At 57.5% G+C, this 17,851-nt stretch carries 15 protein-coding genes and 1 pseudogene; 3 read left to right on the top strand and 13 right to left on the bottom strand.

The features are described from left to right. Position 1: 1 nt before the first annotated feature. The 3 genes from B0G69_RS39065 to B0G69_RS39055 all read left to right on the top strand — a co-directional run bounded on the left by B0G69_RS39065 (position 2) and on the right by B0G69_RS39055 (position 4,057). A complete protein-coding gene (locus tag B0G69_RS39065; RefSeq protein ID WP_121325356.1) occupies positions 2-1,162 on the top strand; it encodes an IS30 family transposase in 1,161 nt (386 codons plus the stop codon). Between the two features lie 314 nt (positions 1,163-1,476). Next, a complete protein-coding gene (locus B0G69_RS39060) occupies positions 1,477-3,240 on the top strand; it encodes a serine hydrolase (protein ID WP_121325355.1) in 1,764 nt (587 codons plus the stop codon). Positions 3,241-3,496: 256 nt separating this feature from the next. Beyond that, complete coding sequence (locus B0G69_RS39055) at positions 3,497-4,057, top strand: hypothetical protein (RefSeq protein WP_241991743.1); 561 nt, start codon at positions 3,497-3,499, stop codon at positions 4,055-4,057. 227 nt (positions 4,058-4,284) lie between these two features. Here the strand turns inward: B0G69_RS39055 and B0G69_RS39050 are convergent. The 13 genes and pseudogenes from B0G69_RS39050 to B0G69_RS38990 all read right to left on the bottom strand — a co-directional run. Continuing rightward, positions 4,285-4,797 (bottom strand): annotated as a pseudogene (locus tag B0G69_RS39050) (IS21 family transposase); the annotation flags it as partial. A gap of 169 nt (positions 4,798-4,966) precedes the next feature. Beyond that, positions 4,967-6,208: a hypothetical protein gene (locus B0G69_RS39045; RefSeq protein WP_121325354.1), complete on the bottom strand. Its 1,242-nt coding sequence runs from the start codon at positions 6,206-6,208 to the stop codon at positions 4,967-4,969. A gap of 22 nt (positions 6,209-6,230) precedes the next feature. Continuing rightward, a complete protein-coding gene (locus B0G69_RS39040) occupies positions 6,231-6,848 on the bottom strand; it encodes an acyltransferase (RefSeq protein ID WP_121325353.1) in 618 nt (205 codons plus the stop codon). Positions 6,849-6,856: 8 nt separating this feature from the next. Further along, a complete protein-coding gene (locus B0G69_RS39035) occupies positions 6,857-8,233 on the bottom strand; it encodes an oligosaccharide flippase family protein (RefSeq protein ID WP_121325352.1) in 1,377 nt (458 codons plus the stop codon). Further along, positions 8,230-9,507 (bottom strand): capsular biosynthesis protein, encoded by a 1,278-nt coding sequence (locus B0G69_RS39030; RefSeq protein WP_121325351.1) that lies wholly within the window; start codon positions 9,505-9,507, stop codon positions 8,230-8,232. The genes B0G69_RS39035 and B0G69_RS39030 overlap by 4 nt, the downstream gene beginning before the upstream one ends. A gap of 58 nt (positions 9,508-9,565) precedes the next feature. Then, a complete protein-coding gene (locus tag B0G69_RS39025; RefSeq protein WP_241991742.1) occupies positions 9,566-10,297 on the bottom strand; it encodes a WecB/TagA/CpsF family glycosyltransferase in 732 nt (243 codons plus the stop codon). Positions 10,298-10,382: 85 nt separating this feature from the next. Continuing rightward, entirely contained in the window at positions 10,383-11,255 is an 873-nt protein-coding gene (locus tag B0G69_RS39020) for a glycosyltransferase family 2 protein (RefSeq protein ID WP_121325349.1), read from the bottom strand. Positions 11,256-11,279: 24 nt separating this feature from the next. Beyond that, positions 11,280-12,419: an NAD-dependent epimerase/dehydratase family protein gene (locus tag B0G69_RS39015; protein ID WP_121325348.1), complete on the bottom strand. Its 1,140-nt coding sequence runs from the start codon at positions 12,417-12,419 to the stop codon at positions 11,280-11,282. Next, positions 12,416-13,441, bottom strand: coding sequence for a dTDP-glucose 4,6-dehydratase (gene rfbB, locus B0G69_RS39010; protein WP_121325347.1), 1,026 nt, complete (start codon positions 13,439-13,441; stop codon positions 12,416-12,418). The genes B0G69_RS39015 and rfbB overlap by 4 nt, the downstream gene beginning before the upstream one ends. Continuing rightward, positions 13,441-14,331, bottom strand: coding sequence for a dTDP-4-dehydrorhamnose reductase (rfbD, locus tag B0G69_RS39005; RefSeq protein ID WP_121325346.1), 891 nt, complete (start codon positions 14,329-14,331; stop codon positions 13,441-13,443). The genes rfbB and rfbD overlap by 1 nt, the downstream gene beginning before the upstream one ends. A 52-nt stretch (positions 14,332-14,383) precedes the next feature. Further along, positions 14,384-14,959, bottom strand: a complete 576-nt coding sequence (gene rfbC, locus B0G69_RS39000; protein ID WP_121325345.1) for a dTDP-4-dehydrorhamnose 3,5-epimerase — start codon at positions 14,957-14,959, stop codon at positions 14,384-14,386. Beyond that, positions 14,956-15,858, bottom strand: coding sequence for a glucose-1-phosphate thymidylyltransferase RfbA (rfbA, locus tag B0G69_RS38995; RefSeq protein WP_121325344.1), 903 nt, complete (start codon positions 15,856-15,858; stop codon positions 14,956-14,958). Before rfbA ends, rfbC begins: the two co-directional genes overlap by 4 nt. A 63-nt stretch (positions 15,859-15,921) precedes the next feature. After that, positions 15,922-17,337: an undecaprenyl-phosphate glucose phosphotransferase gene (locus tag B0G69_RS38990; RefSeq protein WP_121325343.1), complete on the bottom strand. Its 1,416-nt coding sequence runs from the start codon at positions 17,335-17,337 to the stop codon at positions 15,922-15,924. Positions 17,338-17,851 lie beyond the last annotated feature (514 nt).

Genomic DNA, 17,851 nt, shown 5'->3' with positions numbered 1-17,851 from the left:
AATGAAGTACCGAACCCGGATCTATTACAGCGAGAGCCAGAAAGCGTTAATGTGGGAACTCTGGCGGAAAGGTGAATCACTCCAGCATATTGCGCAACTGTTCGATCGGAATCACTCGTCGATACAGGGAATTCTCGCGGAGACAGGCGGAATACAGCCGGCACCGCGACGTCGTTCCAGACTGGCGTTGACGTTAGCCGAGCGCGAGGAGGTATCGCGCTCACTGGCAGCCGGGGACTCGATCCGTTCGGTGGCCAGCCGGCTTGGAAGAGCACCGTCCACCATCGGTAGGGAAATCAGGCGAAATGGTGGATCTCAAGGCTATCGGGCGAATCAGGCTGATGCGCTTGCCTGGGATCGTGCCCGTCGTCCCAAGGAATGCAAGCTCGTCAGGAACCGCGAGCTCGCCCGGGTTGTGGCGAGCAAGCTCCAGTTGCAGTGGTCGCCAGAACAGATTGCCGGTTGGCTCAAGCACTCATACGCGGTCAACGGGGACTATCAGGTGTCGCACGAGATTATCTACCGGAGCCTTTATATACAGGCCCGCGGCGCACTAAAGAAGGAACTGCTGGAGCATCTGCGCCGGACCCGGGCGATGCGTCGTTCACGTCACCACACCATGAAGACCGACGATCACGGCAGAATCTGCGACGCCGTATCGATCAGTGAACGCCCCGCGACAGCGGAAGACCGTGCGATACCCGGACATTGGGAAGGCGATCTGCTGTTTGGTAACGCGAACAGCCAGATTGCCACGCTCGTCGAACGTCAGACGCGCTACGTCATGCTGGTGAAGATTGCCAGCAAGGATACAGAGACCGTCGTCAACGCCCTCATAAAACATGCTGGTAAGCTGCCTCAGGAACTGTACAGGTCACTGACCTGGGATCGGGGCAAAGAGATGGCTGGGCACAAGCGCTTCACGGTGGCTACTGACATCGCAGTTTACTTCTGCGATCCGCAGCATCCATGGCAACGCGGCTCGAACGAAAACACGAATGGATTGCTGAGGCAGTACTTCCCGAAAGGGACCGATCTCTCCGTCTACTCACAGGCCCGGCTTAATGCAGTAGCAAGGCGGCTCAATGAACGCCCCCGGAAAACACTAAACTTCGACACACCAGCTGAGCGATTTCATCAAACTGTTGCATCCACCGGTTGAATCCGCAACCCACAACGGTCGTTCAGCTTTCTCCATAACGGCCGCTCGTTCGGGAGTGGAAGCGTTTTGTAAGCGCTCATCAATCCGAGTGCTCTTTTATTGTCCACTGTAAAGTTTCTTGCAGGTTTTGACTTGCTCCAGTCTCCACAGCCTCACATCAAAAAGCCATATCCCTCAAGGCAGGATGAGTGCCTTCAAACGGCTGCTTGAGTAGCACAAGCTAGCGCGACGGATTTTGCCATTTACTCCGCGCTCGTAAAGGAACATGAGAGTAACCTCTCTCGACAATTGGCTTTCGAACCTAAGGACGGTAGATGCTAAGCGATCTGGGTGATTTCGACGATTACATAAATTCGCAGGTGCATGAATGGAATGCGCCCGGCATAGGCGTCAGTATTGTAAAAGACGAAGAAGTCATCTTCACGAGACGCTATGGTTACCGCGACTATGCAAACAGACTGCCGTTTTTATCTTCGACTTTGTTTCCTATCGCGTCGAACACCAAATTATTTACAGCCATTGCGGCCGGCATTTTAGTCGAGAAAGGCGCGCTGACCTTCGACCAGCCGATTCGCGACGTTGTCCCGAGTTTGCGCTTTTACGACAAGTCGCTTGATGCCGCGGTGACACTACGCGATATGCTCGGCCATCGTACCGGCGTGCCGCGGTACGACATGATCCTGCATAGAGCCGAGTTCTCAAAAAAGGAACTATTCGACCGGATCCGATTCATGAAGCCTGTCGCTCCGTTCCGGTCGAAGCTTATCTACAACAACATGATGTACGAGGCTGTGGGCCACGTCATCGAGTTGCTAAGCGGCAAGTCGTGGGATCAATTCATTCGCGACGAGGTTTTGACTCCTGTGGGTATGCCACAGACTGCTTTCACCATTGCCGACATGCTGGCTCATCCGAATCATGCGGTACCGTTCACGGAGATGCGCGATAGTGAGGAGCTCTGGCAGACACCATATCCAGAGATGAACTGGTCGAGTCCAGCGGGCAGCATCGTCTCCAGCCTCGATGATATGAGTCGATGGCTGGCCATGTTGATGAACAACGGAGTGATGGCTGGAAAGAAGGTGCTTCCCGAGCAGGTACTCCGGGCTACTTTGGCGCCGGGGCTCGCATTTCCGGACCCGCTGGGTGACGTCCTAGGCTTTCAGCCGGAGATCAATTCAATCTATGGGATGGGCCGGCAAACCTCTTCGTATCGGGGACATCTGCTTGCAAGTCATGGCGGCGGTCTCCGCGCCTTCCATTCGCAGGTCTCGTATTTGCCACGCGAGAAATTGGGCGTAGTCGTGTTCGTGATCGGCGACCACTGCTCAATGCTGCGAAATGCCGTCGGCTACAACGTCTATGACCGCCTACTGGGACTGGGTGAGTCGAGTTCGATGGATGCATTGCGCGAGTTCCATTCGAAAGCAAAGCAGAATATGCGCGAGTCGCGCGAACGGGTAAAGCCAAGCGCCATTCCAGACACACGACCCTCACACGATCTCGCAGACTACGTCGGTCGCTACGAGCATCCTGCCTACGGGCAACTGTATATCCTGCTCACGGATTCCGAGCTTCAGTTTCGCTTCCGTCAAACGAAGCTGCCATTGCATCATTACCACTATGACCGGTTCGATACCGACGATGACGAGGCTGAAGGCGCATGGTCCATGTCGTTTCTGACCAGTCCACTCGGCGATATCGACCGCGTCAGTTTGTGGCTCGACGCGACGGATGCCGTGTTCGTCCGGATTCCAGATGCGCCTTCGCCGAGTGTGCTCAGGCAGCTCACCGGCACGTACCAGGCTGCTTTCGGCGCCAAGTGCTCGATCAAGCTGCGGCGGGACAACCAGCTCATGCTGCACTTTCCAGAGGCTCCCCCGGAAGTTTTAACTCCGTTCAAAGATCTTCAGTTTCGCAACCCGAAATGGCCACAAAGGACATTCGAGTTCGTGATGGAAGACGGGCGAGTGACCGCATTGAGGCACTGGAACTCGGTAGCCGAGTTTGTTTTAACTCGGGTCGAGAATGCTGAATCCGCCGATACGATGGAGGACGAAGAGCCGATCGCCGATTAAACCAGGCGGCCCATCCGCATTCGAGAGGCGTTGTATCGAGGAATGCGCTGGTGGTTGAGATCTCGTGAGCTTGTTCGGGCTGACTTCTGCTGAAAGCATCCTGCTCATGTCGAACCACATAGGAAGGTCGCATTGGTTGGTCCAAGACATCCATCCAAATGCATCACGCAGAACTCTGCCGCCTGTCAGGCTGTCATCAATGCCTGATGGTCAAGGAGCCGTAAAGCTTGTCGCCTGGATAGATGGAGCCAACACGATGACTATAGCTGCATGTCCGATTGATCCGATCACCGGTATTCTCGAAGCTTGCAGATCCCACAATGTCGTCGCGATTTGCGACGGCGGCCACGGATGTGAACAGGCTTATGCTTTTCGGATTTCGCTGATCCGGGACCCCAGATTTGCTTATATCGTGAACGATATCGTCGTTGAGAGCGGCAATTCCCTTTATCAGGAGATGATGGACCGGTTTGTTGCGGGGGAAGACATACCCGGAAATCAACTACGCCAAGCCTGGCAAAACACTACGCAACCCCACGATGTGTGGGATCGTCCCGTCTTTGAGGGGCTTTTTCGTGAAGTCCGTCATCTCAATGCCTCGCTTCCAAGAGAGCGTCAGATCCGGGTATTGCTGGGCGATGCGCCGATAGACTGGTCGAAAATCAATAGCGCCGAGGAACTCGATAAAGCTTGGCGAGCGTTAGGCGACCGTGACGGTTGTGCAGCGGAAATTATTCAACGCGAAGTGCTGGGCAAGCGGCGCCGCGCCCTGGTCGTCTACGGCGGCATGCATTTATTGCGTAAGAAACTTTTCTGACAAGCGAAGAACCCGGAAAAGGCGGAACAACAATTCAGCCCCCTACCAAGTAGCCTGGTTTCGTTGCTGGAAAGCCAAGACGCTAAGGTCTATTCTGTTTGGGTGCCGGTGTTTGTTGATTTGGCGACTCTCCAGTCCGAAGCCTCGTCATGGCACAGGCCAAGCCTTACGCTCATCCGAGGCACACAACTTGGAGAAGCAAGCTTCCGATCGTATTATCCGCACCCGTGCCCCTGGCTCGGATAGGCAACCAGCCAGAACGCCCGCGACGCACACAGCTTCATGTGCGACACCTGCAGCTTGCGGTAAATGCCGCCGACAACCAGTCCTTCCTCGGACCAGTCAAACTGGAATGCCTCGCCCAGCTCGAATCGCAACGGCACAAACGCCGACTTCAAAGCCGCCTTGCCTTCACCTTGCCGCCAGGCCCGGATGAAATCGGTGACCCGCGAGTAACAGCCGTCGTAGCCGCCGCCCTTGATCTCCTGGAACAGCATCCAGGCGGTGCGCCGCTCCTTCTTCGGTCGCCGCGCGTCGACACTGAGCGCCTGCACCAGCACCTCATGAAACGGCGTTAACCGGGTCGGCTGGGAGCGCCGCTGATACTTCGGCTCCTCCTGAACATCCATGTTCAGATATTTACTAATCGTGTTGCGCGACAGGCTTGTGAGACGCGCTATCTCGCGTACCGACTTGTTCTGGCGGTGGAACATCCGCCGCACCTTGCCAATCATCGTCATCGGGATCATCCCCAAACACCCTGCCAGAAAAACTAGCGGGATAGGTTGATTGCCCGGCTCAGTTTTCAGTCGGCGCGATCCCTACATGTGGCTGAATTTTCGGTCGGCGTAAACACGCGTTGCGAGAATGTTTTGTGCCAATGTTTCTGATAGATTCATACAAAAATGCTTACGCGGAGGACGATGCCGGAGACATATCAGCTTTACGTTCTACGACCACCTGTTCGTTGGTGAATGAGACGTTGATCGGCGTGGGACCATCCCGGTACGCTAGCAGCATGAACATAAAGATAGACAGGCCGAGCGGTTCGATCATGAGCAGGCCACACCATGCGCCGAAGACGATGGGCGCGACACTCCCAAAGTCGCGCCTGACACGCCGCCACAAGACTGCGCAATAGATCAGCGCAACGGGTACGCCGAATTTGTATACGAGCGATGTCAGAGAGTTCGAAATGCCGCTGTCTTCCATCTTTACGTATCCGAACTCATCGAGAGCGAGTGCGTTGTAGGCGTCCATGTCGCCGCTTGGTCTGCCAAGCAGCAGGCTATCGGATGCGGCGCGCAAACCTAGCGTCAGATCGTTGATGCGCACAAGGATGCTGGCATCATTGTTGACACTGCGTCCAAACAGCACCGTGAACGCGTCGCCTATAATGCTGGGGAGCGATATTGCCGCGAGCACCAGCAGGACGACCGTGGCGGCAAGGATTTTGGCAAGTTTGGGCTGTCGTGAGTAGATGTAGAGAAAACCAGCCAACGGGAGCAGAATCGAGAGAGCACCCATCGATTGCGTCGTTGCCGCTGCAAGCAGGAACACAATGTTGCGCCGCCTGCGAAACATCAATGCGTTGTAAATGTAGGCGAGCGTCAGCATCACGCCATACACGCCAGCCTCCCAGAAGAAGCCCTGATTCCGATAGTGGGCAAAACGTTCGAAATCCGTCGCTCGAACGTAGAGCAGGCCGAACACGGTGCTGTATTCGGCGTCGATATGACGCGCGATGCCTGGTGCAAGGTAAGCGAGCGGGTACAGAACGAGAGAAATAATGGCGGTGTAGTACATCACGTCGACGAACAGTTCCCTGAAGTCAAGGCGACACCGCTTGAAATGGATGCAGGCGATCATCGCGATGATGCCTTTGAGAAGGATAAATAGCTCCTTGTCGTCGATTGAAAGATCCTGCGCGAAGCTTGCGATGAAGATGAAACCAAGGAGCAGCACGGACATGCCGCTGACGGAGCGAGGAGACCGAGAAGACCCGAGGAACCCGCAAAGAAGTATGATCGATATTGCAGCAATCAGCGGGGCATTGCCGACGCGTACGACAACGATCCAGCCCCCACTCGCGAGCAGAATGGCGATCAAGAGCAACGCATTGGCGCCGTGGTTTCCAAAACGGATTTTCATATGGAGCTGCTTGCAAAGCGGGTTAGTGATGAACCGACGTGACGGGTGACGAGTCCCGTACACGCGCCCATTCCCCCGATTTTGGGTTCCACCGTCGGATGACCTTGGCGGGTGCGCCGACAGCTACGCAGTAGTCTGGGATATCCGCCGTTACCACCGAGTTGGCTCCTACCACACTGTTGCGTCCGACCTTGCAGCCGATCAACGAGACATTTTCACCGATCCATGCACCGGTTCCGATGCGTACGGGGGCACGAGGCGTCAATGGTTGATGCTTGATCGGCGTCTCGGTGTCGTGATACCCGTGAGCGTAGTCGGCAATGTAGACGCGATCGGCAATGAGAACGCCGCTCTCGATGACAACCGATTGCGTCACGATAATGTGACAATGATTGCCGATGTAGACGTCTGGCTGGATCTCAAGCACCGGATCCCGGTTGAAAAATGCAATCGCTTCGATCCAGGCGCCGTTGTTGATGAACACGCCTGAGCCGATCGACATGTTGCCGGATCCGCTGATCCTCAGTGGGCGGAGAATACGTGTGCCTCGGCCGAACCTGGCGAAGAATATCGGAAACAGTACACCTTGCAGGCACGTACTGATGCGATTGCGAATCTTGAACCAGATACCCATGTCCATGGTTGGTCTCATGATCGTTGTCCGTGGTTTCGGGCCAGCCAGGTCCTCACATGCAGCGCGTAAAGTGCGACCGAAGGAAAGACCAGGATGCCAAGCCTGCGGCGCGCAACGACACCTTCGATGATCTTCTCGCCCGCGAGCGCAAGCGACGTCGCGATTGCGGCCCCAAGAGGGCCGATGTACGGGAGGAGAAGAAAGCACAGGACGATGCAGCACGTCGCTGCCCCGACCATTGCGTTGCGGATGGCTTTTTCCATGCCGTGCACGACGAGCAACGGTCGTATCGAACCGCTCGCGACAATTACCAGTTGGCCGAAGGTCAGGCACACAAGCGCACCATAGCCTTCACCAAATTCGTTGCCGAATAGCTTCAGGATTTCCCGGCCGAACAGCAGGATGAGAGCAAAAACTACCGCGGCAACGATAAAGAGCAGTGACGAGATGCGTCGGACCATCTCCTCGATTTCATCGCGCGTCTTGATGCCTCGCATGACCGCGATGCGTGGGCCCACGAGGGCGTCGATAGGGGGCAGGAGGAAGCCGGACAACGTCAACGCGACCCGTTGTGCGATCGAGTATGCACCCACTGCGCGCGGCGAAGCCGATATACCCACCGCAAACACCGCGATCCAGAGCAAGGCGATCTGACCCACGTTGCCGATGAGCAGCGGCACGGCCGCAGCCAACAGAGGGGATGGCTGCACCGCTTGCTCTTCGTTGCTGTGGCCGCTGCGACATGCAATAAAGCTGCGCCATTGTGCGTAGGCAAACGCTGCATTGAACACGCAGGCCACAAGGTAGATCTGTGCACCCTGAACCCCAGTTTGTGGATGGATGAGAAGTATCAGCGGCAACGAAACCAGGGGTATCCACAGGCTGAGGACAGCGATGCTCCCTTCGGGGCGGTGGATGATCTGCAGGAAAGGCACGTGCATCAACGCATACGCGAGGGGAATGATCGAGGCTGCAAACCACGGCATGACGTCTCCGAGCGAATCTTGATGAAAGACGTAATGCGCTAGTGGGTTATTGATGAGCAGAAGCAGAGCAGCAATCGCAATGCTGACGCATAGGGACAACGTTAGTGCGCGACGGTATAGACAGCGCAGCGCATGCCATTGGCTGTCGCGCACGAGTGGACCGCCCTCCCGAATGACGATCTGTTCCAGCCCCAGGCGTCCGATCGTCGAAAGCAGCGTTGCCGCGCCCAAGCCGATCATATATATGCCTGTCTGTGCGGCTCCGAGATATCTACCCAGATAGATGACGAATGCGAGATTGGCCACGGCGCCGAGCACCCGTGACAGGAAACTCGAAGCGATGCGCCGAACCATCGCGTTGGGCGGAAGCGAGGCAGCGATGTGTGCGAACCGGGACTGGGTCATGTCGCCGCTGGCAGTGAAGCAAGAACCCGCTGCGCGATGGACCGTGTGAACGTAAGGTCGATGTCCGTAAAGTGTCCTTTGAAGAAGTATCCGTCTATGAGCGGCCCAATCAGTTGCGCGCGCTTGGCGCCTGGCGTCACGTATTCGCCGATGAGGAGTTCCCGCAATTCCGCTTTTGACCGCGCGGTCAAGATACCCGGAATATGATCGTAGAACGACTCGCCGAGCACGATGACACGATGTTCTTTAGCAAACGCATCGAGCCCTGTCATCGAGTTGACCGTCACCGTGGTGCGGCTTCGTTCAAGATCTTGTGAAAGCGACGCGGCGCTCAGAATTACGTTGCCGGATGCAGCAATGAGGTCGTAGAAAGCGTGCGAGTATTTTCGGCGATACAGCGGATGCTCTCGGACCACGATCGTCCACGAGGGATCCGCGCTCGCCAGTACAAATTGCAGAAGCCCCACATCGTCGAGGCGTAGTGGATTATGGTAGATATTGTTCGCATCCTCGGGCACTTGCATGGCCACGAGGACCACTTTGCGCGCGTCGGCTTCCACGAATTCTTTGGAGCTGAGACTCGCATAGCGTGTCCGTGAACACTGGCGCAGACGGTACGGAATCAGGTCGGGCGGTACGAGCCCCGTGATTGCTCCTTGCGCGAGAGCGAAGCGGTCGAGCAGCGTGTAGGCTTTGTTGCTCCATCGCATGGCGTCCGTGACAGGTGGCTTGAACGGTGTCCCTGACGCTTCGAGGCGAGCGAGCTCGCGCCGAAACGAACAGTTTGCATTGACGCCTTGCCGATCGAGGACCGTGGTGCGATACGGTCCCTGCTCGAAATACCAGGTCACAGCTCTTGTGCCTTTCAACGCATGCATGAGCGATTCGGCGGGTAGCCGCGTATCGCCGCTGACGATCGCCACGTCGGGATCGAATTGCGTCACCAATAACTCGCAAAGACCCAACATCTTGTGGCCCTGTCGCTGCAGCTTTTTTTGCTGCGCAGGCGCGATGTTCGGGTCGGACGCATGGAACCGGATCAGGCTTTCAAGTTCATCGTCCGACAGTGCGGCACCGGGAGCCAGACTCGCATGAGCACGCCAGGAAAGCGGCACAACCTGTCGCCCGTGTATCTTGAAATAGGCCCACGCGCCTGGAAAAACGGCGAGGTGCAGAAACTGTGCGTCGGGTTCGAGCTGTTTCCATGCGTCTTCAATCGCGCAAAAGAAGCGAGCCATGGAGTGGTAGTAGACAAGCGTGAGGATCTTTTTCATCGGTCTGTGCGGAATGCGATAGTGTTAGGCGGGCTGCCGCGGCAACCAGAGCCCCGTGTCAAACGAGCGCTTGCCCTTCCTGACGAACACGCCTCAACGAACGCCGTATTCGTATCGCGCGGAACAGGAATATGGCGTTGCCCATCACATATCGGCGAAAGAGTCGCTTCGGTTCTTGTGCAAGGCGGAAGAGCCATTCGAGATGGAGCGACTGAACCACATTCGGAGCGCGGGTTACACGGCCCGAGATGAAGTCGAGGATGGCGCCGCCGTTGACGATCAGGCACGGCCACGTGACAGCGTTTTTCAATGCAAACGCAACGCGCTCCTGCTTGGGCATACCCATCGCTAGAATCACGATGTCGGGCCTGCTCGAAAGAATGGCTTCCACATAGCGATTTTCAGGATGAAATCCATCGAGCTTGAGTGCGATCGGTATGCCGGAAGAAGCGAGCTTGTCGGCGGCTGTGGATAGATAGGGATCGCGTGTGCCCAACAGGGCGACGCGTCCGGTGGAGCGCTCGAGCATCTTGGGAATCAGGTCGGTCCCGTTCATGTTGATTCCGGGATGGATGCCGAGCATGGTCAAAAGGATCGAGACGCCGACGCCATCACGAAACAGGACATCCGATTCCACGAGACTTCGTCGGAATTCTGTCTCCTTCCACGCCAGATTGAAAGCTTGCGCGTTCAGAAATGACACGATTACAGGTCGTTGCATCTGGCGCATTGATTCGAGGATGCGCTCATGCTCCCGCTCGCTCTTCACGAGCGTCAGTTTTCTTATCACGCTGTTTCCGCGCATATGGTATCGATAAACCACATCTCCTCCCGATTACCTGTAGTCCGTATAGCCAAGAGGTCGCACAAAGACATCAACCTTTTGATAAGGCACGCGTCATTTGCAGCGCGTCGCGCATCGCGCGCATCTCGATCTTGTTGCGGGCGAGGAAATGGAATCCACCAAGGGCGAACGCGGACAGGAGCACCGCAAGGTTGCGACGTCTGATGCCCCAGTAGAGCCAGTTGCGGGTCATGAAGTAGCGGGAGAACTCCGACTTCGCACCGCCCGTCGACGAACTGATCTTGTGCCAGAGATGAATTCTCGGCGTGAAGTAAATCCGGATCCCGGCTTGAGTCAGTTCATGGCAGAAAACGGTGTCATCGTAATAGACGAAAAGCTCTTCCCACATCCGGATCCCGGCATCGCGCAGCGGCCAGGTCTTGACGATGAGCGAACAGGTGGGCGCGTAGTCCACGCGATACAACGCTTTGCGAGTGAGCCGGTCGCGTTTGTTGTGTCCGAAATGACGGCAGCCTCCCTTGAGGTAGCTCAGCTTGCCGCCCGCATACCAGACCTTTCCGTTCGGCTTGTAATAGAACATCTTTGGCGCGAGCGCATCAATTTCCGGGTGATCAGTCAGAACGTCGACCTGCTTTTGCAGGAAGTCCGGATTGACTTCGATGTCGTTATTCAGGAACAGAATGTGCGTGTACGTTGCGTCACCAAGAAAGAAGTCAATACCCTGATTGTTGCCCGCCGCGACACCCGCGTTCTCCCGATTACGTACGAAGGTAAAGGGAACGGTCAACTCATTTCCGATCGCCTGCTCGCAATGGAAACTGGCGACGTCGTTCTCAACAAACAGAATGTGGAAGTCGCGGAACGATTGAGCGTTCATGCTCTCGATGAAACCATCAATGACGCTGTCTGACTTGAACAGAACCGTCACGATGCCGATTTTCACAGACCTCACGGCTCGACTCGCTTGTTAAGTTACGGACTGGTTCATCAAACCGCGTGCACGCATCTCGGAGACTGACCGTTCATAGCCCGCGTCTTCGATCGTTTGTGATCGCACCCATTCGCAGAAGCGCGCTGCGCCTTCGCCGAACGACACGCCTGCCTGAAAACCCAGTTCGTCACGAATCCTGGTCACGTCCGCGAAGTTGTGGCGAATATCGCCGAGCCGGAAATCGCCCGTGACATTTAATTCGCCCGCGACGCCATAGATCCGCTTCAGCGTCTCGGCGACTTCGAGCACGCTCGTTGCCACGCCGGAGCCGACGTTATATGCGGCTTGCCGGATGTGCGCGGCATCGAGCGCGAGAACGATGGACTCGACGACGTCATCGATGTATACGAAGTCGCGCGTTTCCCGCCCGTCTTCGAAGATGTTGACGTTCTTGCCCTGAAGCAAAAGGGTCGAGAAGATCGACAGAATGCCGGTATACGGATTCCGGAGCGACTGCCCGGGGCCATAGACGTTCTGAAAGCGCAGCGCCGCGGCACCGATTCCCATTCCGGCACACACCAGGAGCACCAGTTGCTCCTGCACGAGCTTCGTGATGCCGTAGACAGAGCTCGGATGGGTCTTGGACGTTTCGTCAGTGGCGACGACCATGAGTGGTTCGCCCGTATCCGGATCCAGACACTCGAACCGGCCGTTGCGCATATCATGCGCGCTGCGCGTTACCGGGTAGAGGAACCCTTTAGGGCCCAGATACTTTCCTTCCCCATATATCGATCGAGAAGACGCGACGACCACGCGCTGAATCGTATTTTCCGGCCGCGCCAGGTGATCCAGAAGCAGCGACGTGCCGCGGATGTTGGTCTCAACATAACGATCGACCTGATACATTGATTGCCCCGTGCCCGTCTCGGCAGCGAGATGGACAACGGCATCCTGACCATCGAGCGCGCGTTCCCAATCGTTCCCGCTGCACACGTCGCCCTTGATGAAGCGTACCTGACTGGGCAGCTTTTGAAAAAGCGGTGATGCGTTCGGATTCTTACCGTGAATCTGCGGAGAAAGATTGTCGAGCACGGTGACGGTATCGCCCCGAGCGACGAGTACATTCGCGAGTGCGCTGCCGATAAAGCCCGCGCCTCCGGTGATGAGCGTCCTCATTGTGTCAATCCCAGTTGCCAGTCGATCGTCTTTCTGATGCCGCTCTCGAGGTCCTCAGCGGGACCCCAGTCGAGCGTGCCGGTGATCTTTTTTGTGTCGATTGCGTAGCGCCGGTCGTGTCCCGCACGGTCGGTCACGAACTCGACCAGCCGTTCGTGTGGGGCTTGTCCAGGCAGCCTTTCGTCGAGCAGACCGCAGATCAGCGAAACGACATCGTTATTGCGCCACTCGTTGCGGCCGCCGATGTTGTACGTCTGTCCCAGCTCTCCATGCGTGAGTACACGGTGAATGGCGCGGCAGTGATCATCGACGTAAAGCCAGTCGCGAATGTTCTGGCCATCGCCATACACGGGGACACACTTGCCTTCGAGGCAGTTGCGTATGACGGTCGGAATGAATTTCTCCGCGTGCTGGCGTGGACCATAGTTGTTGGAGCAGTTCGTCGTGACGACGGGCATTCCGTAGGTATGGAAATACGCGCGCACCGGATGGTCCGACGCAGCTTTGCTAGCCGAGTAGGGCGAATTGGGTGCGTAGGGCGTCGTCTCGGCAAATGGCGGATCTTCCAAGGTCAGCGTTCCGAAGACCTCGTCGGTCGAGATGTGATGAAAGCGCCGTGTGCGGGCAACTTCCGGGGGCTTGACGCCCTTCGCGCCAAGCCAGGCGGATCGTGCGGCTTCGAGCAGCGTGAAGGTGCCGTTCACGTTCGTGCGCACGAATTCACCTGGATCGGCGATCGATCGAACGACATGGCTTTGTGCGGCAAAGTGCACGACCGTGTCGATCCGATGTTCATCGAAGAGCTGCGCGACGAGCGATGAGTCGCAGATGTCGCCGTGCACGAACACGTGACGCTCCGGCGCGGGCAGATCGGTCAGGTTGTCGAGCGTGCCAGCGTACGTCAGCAGATCGAGATTCACGATCCGCACAGTATGATCGGCGCGCAGCATGCGGTGCACGAAATTCGATCCGATGAAGCCGGCACCGCCGGTCACGAGAATGGTGGAAGGAGTGTAGCGCATCAATGGGCAGCCCAATGGTCAAGTACTTCGATGAGGCCGTCTTTCCATGGGCGCGCTTCGAAGCGGAGCAGGGCTCTTGTCGTACCCATGTCGAGTGCGGAGTTTTTCGGTCGGGGCGCTGGCAGCGGGTATGCTTCTGTCGGGATGGGCCGCAGAAGCGGTATCTCGTCGATCATTCCGCGCTCCGCCGCGTATGCGAGCGTCGCGCTGGCCAGTCCGTGCCATGTCGTCACGGGCGACCCGGTGTAGTGATAGGTGCCCCAAGGAAGCGAGGTGTTGCGGCCTACGCGAAGGTGCTGGTCAGCGAGTGAGAGCAGCATTTCGGCAATGGCACCCGCGTACGTCGGTGCACCGAACTGGTCGTTGACGATGTTGAGTTCGCGACGTTCACGAGCGAGACGCAGCAGCACGGCTTTCACGAAGTTGTTGCCGTGCGCACCGAACACCCACGAAACGCGCAGAATCACGTGTTCCCGCAGCCGCCTACGGATTGCCTCTTCACCTGCCCACTTGCTCTTTCCATAGATGCCGACGGGCGTTCCGGGAGCGTCGGGCGCGTACGCAGCGCGATGCGAGCCGTCGAACACATAGTCCGTGGACAGATGGAGGAGGGGCGTGCCGGTTCGCGCGAGCGCGCCAGCCAGTACGGCGACAGCGTCGCGATTGACGGCGAAGGCGCCTTCGGCATCGCTCTCGGCGCGGTCGACAGCCGTATACGCGGCCGCATTGATGACGATGCGCACGTCATGCACGCGCAACGCTCGCGTCACGGCATCGCGGTCCGTGATGTCGAGGGCATGCCGGTCGAGCCCGACGACCTGGCGATGGCCCGCGCGCAACACGAGTTCGCGACCCACCTGACCTCCTGCACCCAGAACGAGGATCGTCATCGGGTATCTCCTCGTGCAGCGTGGATCGCGCCGCAGGCGTGGTCCATGAGGCTCATATCGTGACCTCGAGGGACGTAGCCACCTTCAGTGGTTCCAGTTCCGACAGCAGAGGGAGCGCGCGATCCTTGTCGGACAATTTCGGGGTTGTGTCCGTTGGCACGAGCCATTCGATCCCGATGGCCGGGTCGCTCCAGCGCACGCCGGCGTCCGAATGCGGGTCATAGTAGGTCGTGCACTTGTAGGCAAAGTCGGCTTCCTCGGACAGCACGCAAAAGCCGTGCGCGAAGCCGGGAGGAATCCAGAGCATTTCGTGATGCACGTCGTCGAGGATCACGCCGACCCATCGGCCAAAGGTCGGCGAGCCCTCGCGGACGTCGACAGCAACGTCGAACACAGCGCCGCGGGCCACGCGTACGAGCTTGCCTTGCGGGTTGAGCCGCTGGAAATGCAGGCCGCGTAGCACGCCGCGGCGCGAGCGCGACTGGTTGTCCTGCACGAACGTGACATTCACGCCCGCGGTTGCGAGCCATGCTTCGCGGAAGGTTTCGACGAAGAAGCCGCGTTCGTCGCCGAACACATTCGGCTTGACGATCAGCACGCCGGGAAGATCCGTTTCGACGATGTTCAAAGCGCGACCTCCTGCCGCAACAGGTTGACAAGATATTGGCCATAGCCGTTCTTCAGAAGAGGTGACGCGAGGCGTTGCACGTCGTCGCCGCCGATCCATCCGCGTCGCCAGGCTATCTCCTCCGGACATGCAATCTGGAGACCCTGGCGCGCCTGCATCAGATGGACGAAGTTGGCGGCATCGAGCAACGATTCGTGCGTTCCGGTGTCGAGCCGGGTGTAGCCGCGACCCATCAGTTCGACGCTGAGCTGGCCGTGCTCGAGATACGCGCGATTCAGGTCGGTAATTTCAAGTTCGCCGCGCGCCGATGGCCTGATCTCGCGCGCCATCCGCACGACGTCGCGATCGTAGAAATAGAGGCCCGTCACTGCATAGTTGCTGCGCGGCGCGCGTGGCTTCTCTTCGAGGCCGGTTGGGTTGCCGTTGTCGTCGAGCGTAACGACGCCGTACCGCTGAGGGTCGCTTACGTAATAGCCGAAGATGCTTGCGCCTACCTGCCTCGCGCAGGCACGCTCGAGCAACGCGGTGAGACCCGTTCCGTAGAAGATGTTGTCGCCGAGGATCAGTGTGGACGGGCTGTCGCCGAGAAACTTCTCGCTGATAAGAAATGCCTGCGCGAGGCCCTCCGGCTGCGGCTGGACCGCGTACGAAAGATTCAGGCCCCAACTGGAACCGTCCCCGAGCAGCGCGGAGAAAACTTCGCTATCGTGCGGGGTCGTAATGATGAGGATGTCTCTTATCCCGGCGAGCATCAGCGTCGTGAGCGGGTAGTAGATCATCGGTTTGTCGTAAACAGGCATTAGTTGCTTGCTGACAGAACGTGTGAGGGGATGCAGGCGCGAACCGGTTCCTCCGGCGAGGATCAGGCCCTTGCGGGTGACGAGGTGCGTGACGGTCATGGCAATCTCATGCGTGAGAGAAGGAACGCGGAAAGAAGCAGAGCGACGTGAGGGGGTGTCGCGTCAATAGGCATGCAATCCCCTGAATCCGCGCAGGAGCGTCAGCAGGACGATCTTCAAGTCGAGGCTAAAGGTCCAGTTCTCGATGTAGTTGAGATCGAGGGCGACGCGGCACTGCATCTTGTCGATGTGATCAGTCTCGCCGCGATAGCCGTTGATCTGTGCCCAGCCGGTGATGCCCGGCTTGATGCGATACCGGCACATGTAGCCGTGTACGAGATCCTTGTATTGCTCGTCGTGCTGAAGCGCATGCGGGCGTGGCCCGACAACCGACATCTCGCCACGCAGCACGTTGATGAACTGCGGCAGCTCGTCGAGGCTCATACGTCGCAGAAATGCGCCAACAGCCGTGACGCGCGGATCGTGACGCCTCGCCTGAGTGAGCTTGCCGGCGTCTTCGGCGTGCACGACCATGGTTCGGAACTTGTAGATCTGGAACTTGTTGCCGTTGACGCCCTTGCGCCATTGCCTGAAAAACACCGGACCCGGCGACGACAGCTTGACCATGATCGCAATCGCGATCATCAGCGGCAGGATGCTGATGAGCGCCGCCGCCGCGAAGAGCCGGTCGAACACTTCTTTAGGCAGGAAGCGATGATCGGCGGGTGGAGACGCCAGCAGGTTGATTGCGGGCACGCCGATCACTTCGTCGACGGCATGGTTGAAAAGCGGCGAGCCTTCGACGTTCGGGATAAAGCGGATGTTGACGAATTCGTGCTTGAATTCATGCAGAATTGCCTGAATGCGCGCTTCTTCGCGGAAGGTCACGAGCCACAGCTCGTCGATCACACCACCGCGCACCGCGACCGCGAGCGCATCCAGCGAGCGGACGACGGGCAATCCGCAGGTGAACTGCTCGGCTTCAGGGGTATCGTCGAACACGGAGACGCACTTGAAGCCCCCGGTGGGCGTGCGGTTCAGTTTCTCGATGAGTTGCCTGCTGTACGCGTTCGCGCCGACGATCGCGACTGGCTTCATCTTCACGCGTGTGTGGGACTTCGCGACACGGAACAGGCGATGATTGGCCGAGCGCACCATAATCAGCAGCGCGAGCGTGACGGCGAACCACGCGCAGCACCAGAGCCGCGATACGGAAAACGCCTGTTGAACAGCGACCATGAACGCAATGCCGATCACAAAAACAGTCGTCCAGCCAACGATTATGCGCATTGCAACATGCCATAATGAATCACGGTCCGATGCTTTATAAATGCCGAGCGCTGGAAAAAGGATTGCACTCATTGCGGTATTGAATGCAACGAGCACCATAATGGGTTGCGTCCATGACATGAAAATATCAAAACGCATAGAAAATGCGATCGCGGCACCAATAAGAACGATGCAAGCGTCGAGCGTGCGCGAAAAGAAACCCAGGCGGTAAACAATGGGATTGCTTTCCAGAAAGCGAACCGCTTGCATGACGTTCCCCAATAGTTGTGAGTGCCAGTATTAACGGAAACACGTAATCTCACCACGCCGGAAAAGCACAAATAAGCCTGCCCTCAGTGCCGCTCCCTGGCCTGTCGCACATAGTCTCGCGTTCGTGTGTCGGACGAATCCACAACGTCTGCTTATTACCGAATGCTCGGCCGACGTTCCATTTCAATTCAAATGAGTCGCCGAAATTTCGTTGACTGGTATCAACGAAGTGCCAATGCTATTTTGCGTTGCATCATACACAAGCAAAAAAACGGGAAACCCGTAGTGACGAAAAAGGCCAAGGTATTGACGGAGAAAATCAACCAAATTGGCAATGAATGCCTGTGGGCTGCATTCGCACGACAATGGTATTTCCATTTGTCGTCAAAATCTTGCAGTTTTTGGTCACGGACGTCGATTGCACTGCAGCAAATGTACTATTCGCCTCATTGCGACAGCGCCGACATAATCCCGTCGCTTCCGCATCGCAGCGACCGGTCGCCTTTGGCTGATT

The sequence above is a fragment of the Paraburkholderia sp. RAU2J genome, assembly GCF_003634845.1.
GTDB lineage: Bacteria > Pseudomonadota > Gammaproteobacteria > Burkholderiales > Burkholderiaceae > Paraburkholderia > Paraburkholderia fynbosensis.
The sequence above is the reverse complement of the archived record's forward strand: the minus strand, read 5'-3'. Positions and strand labels throughout refer to the sequence as shown.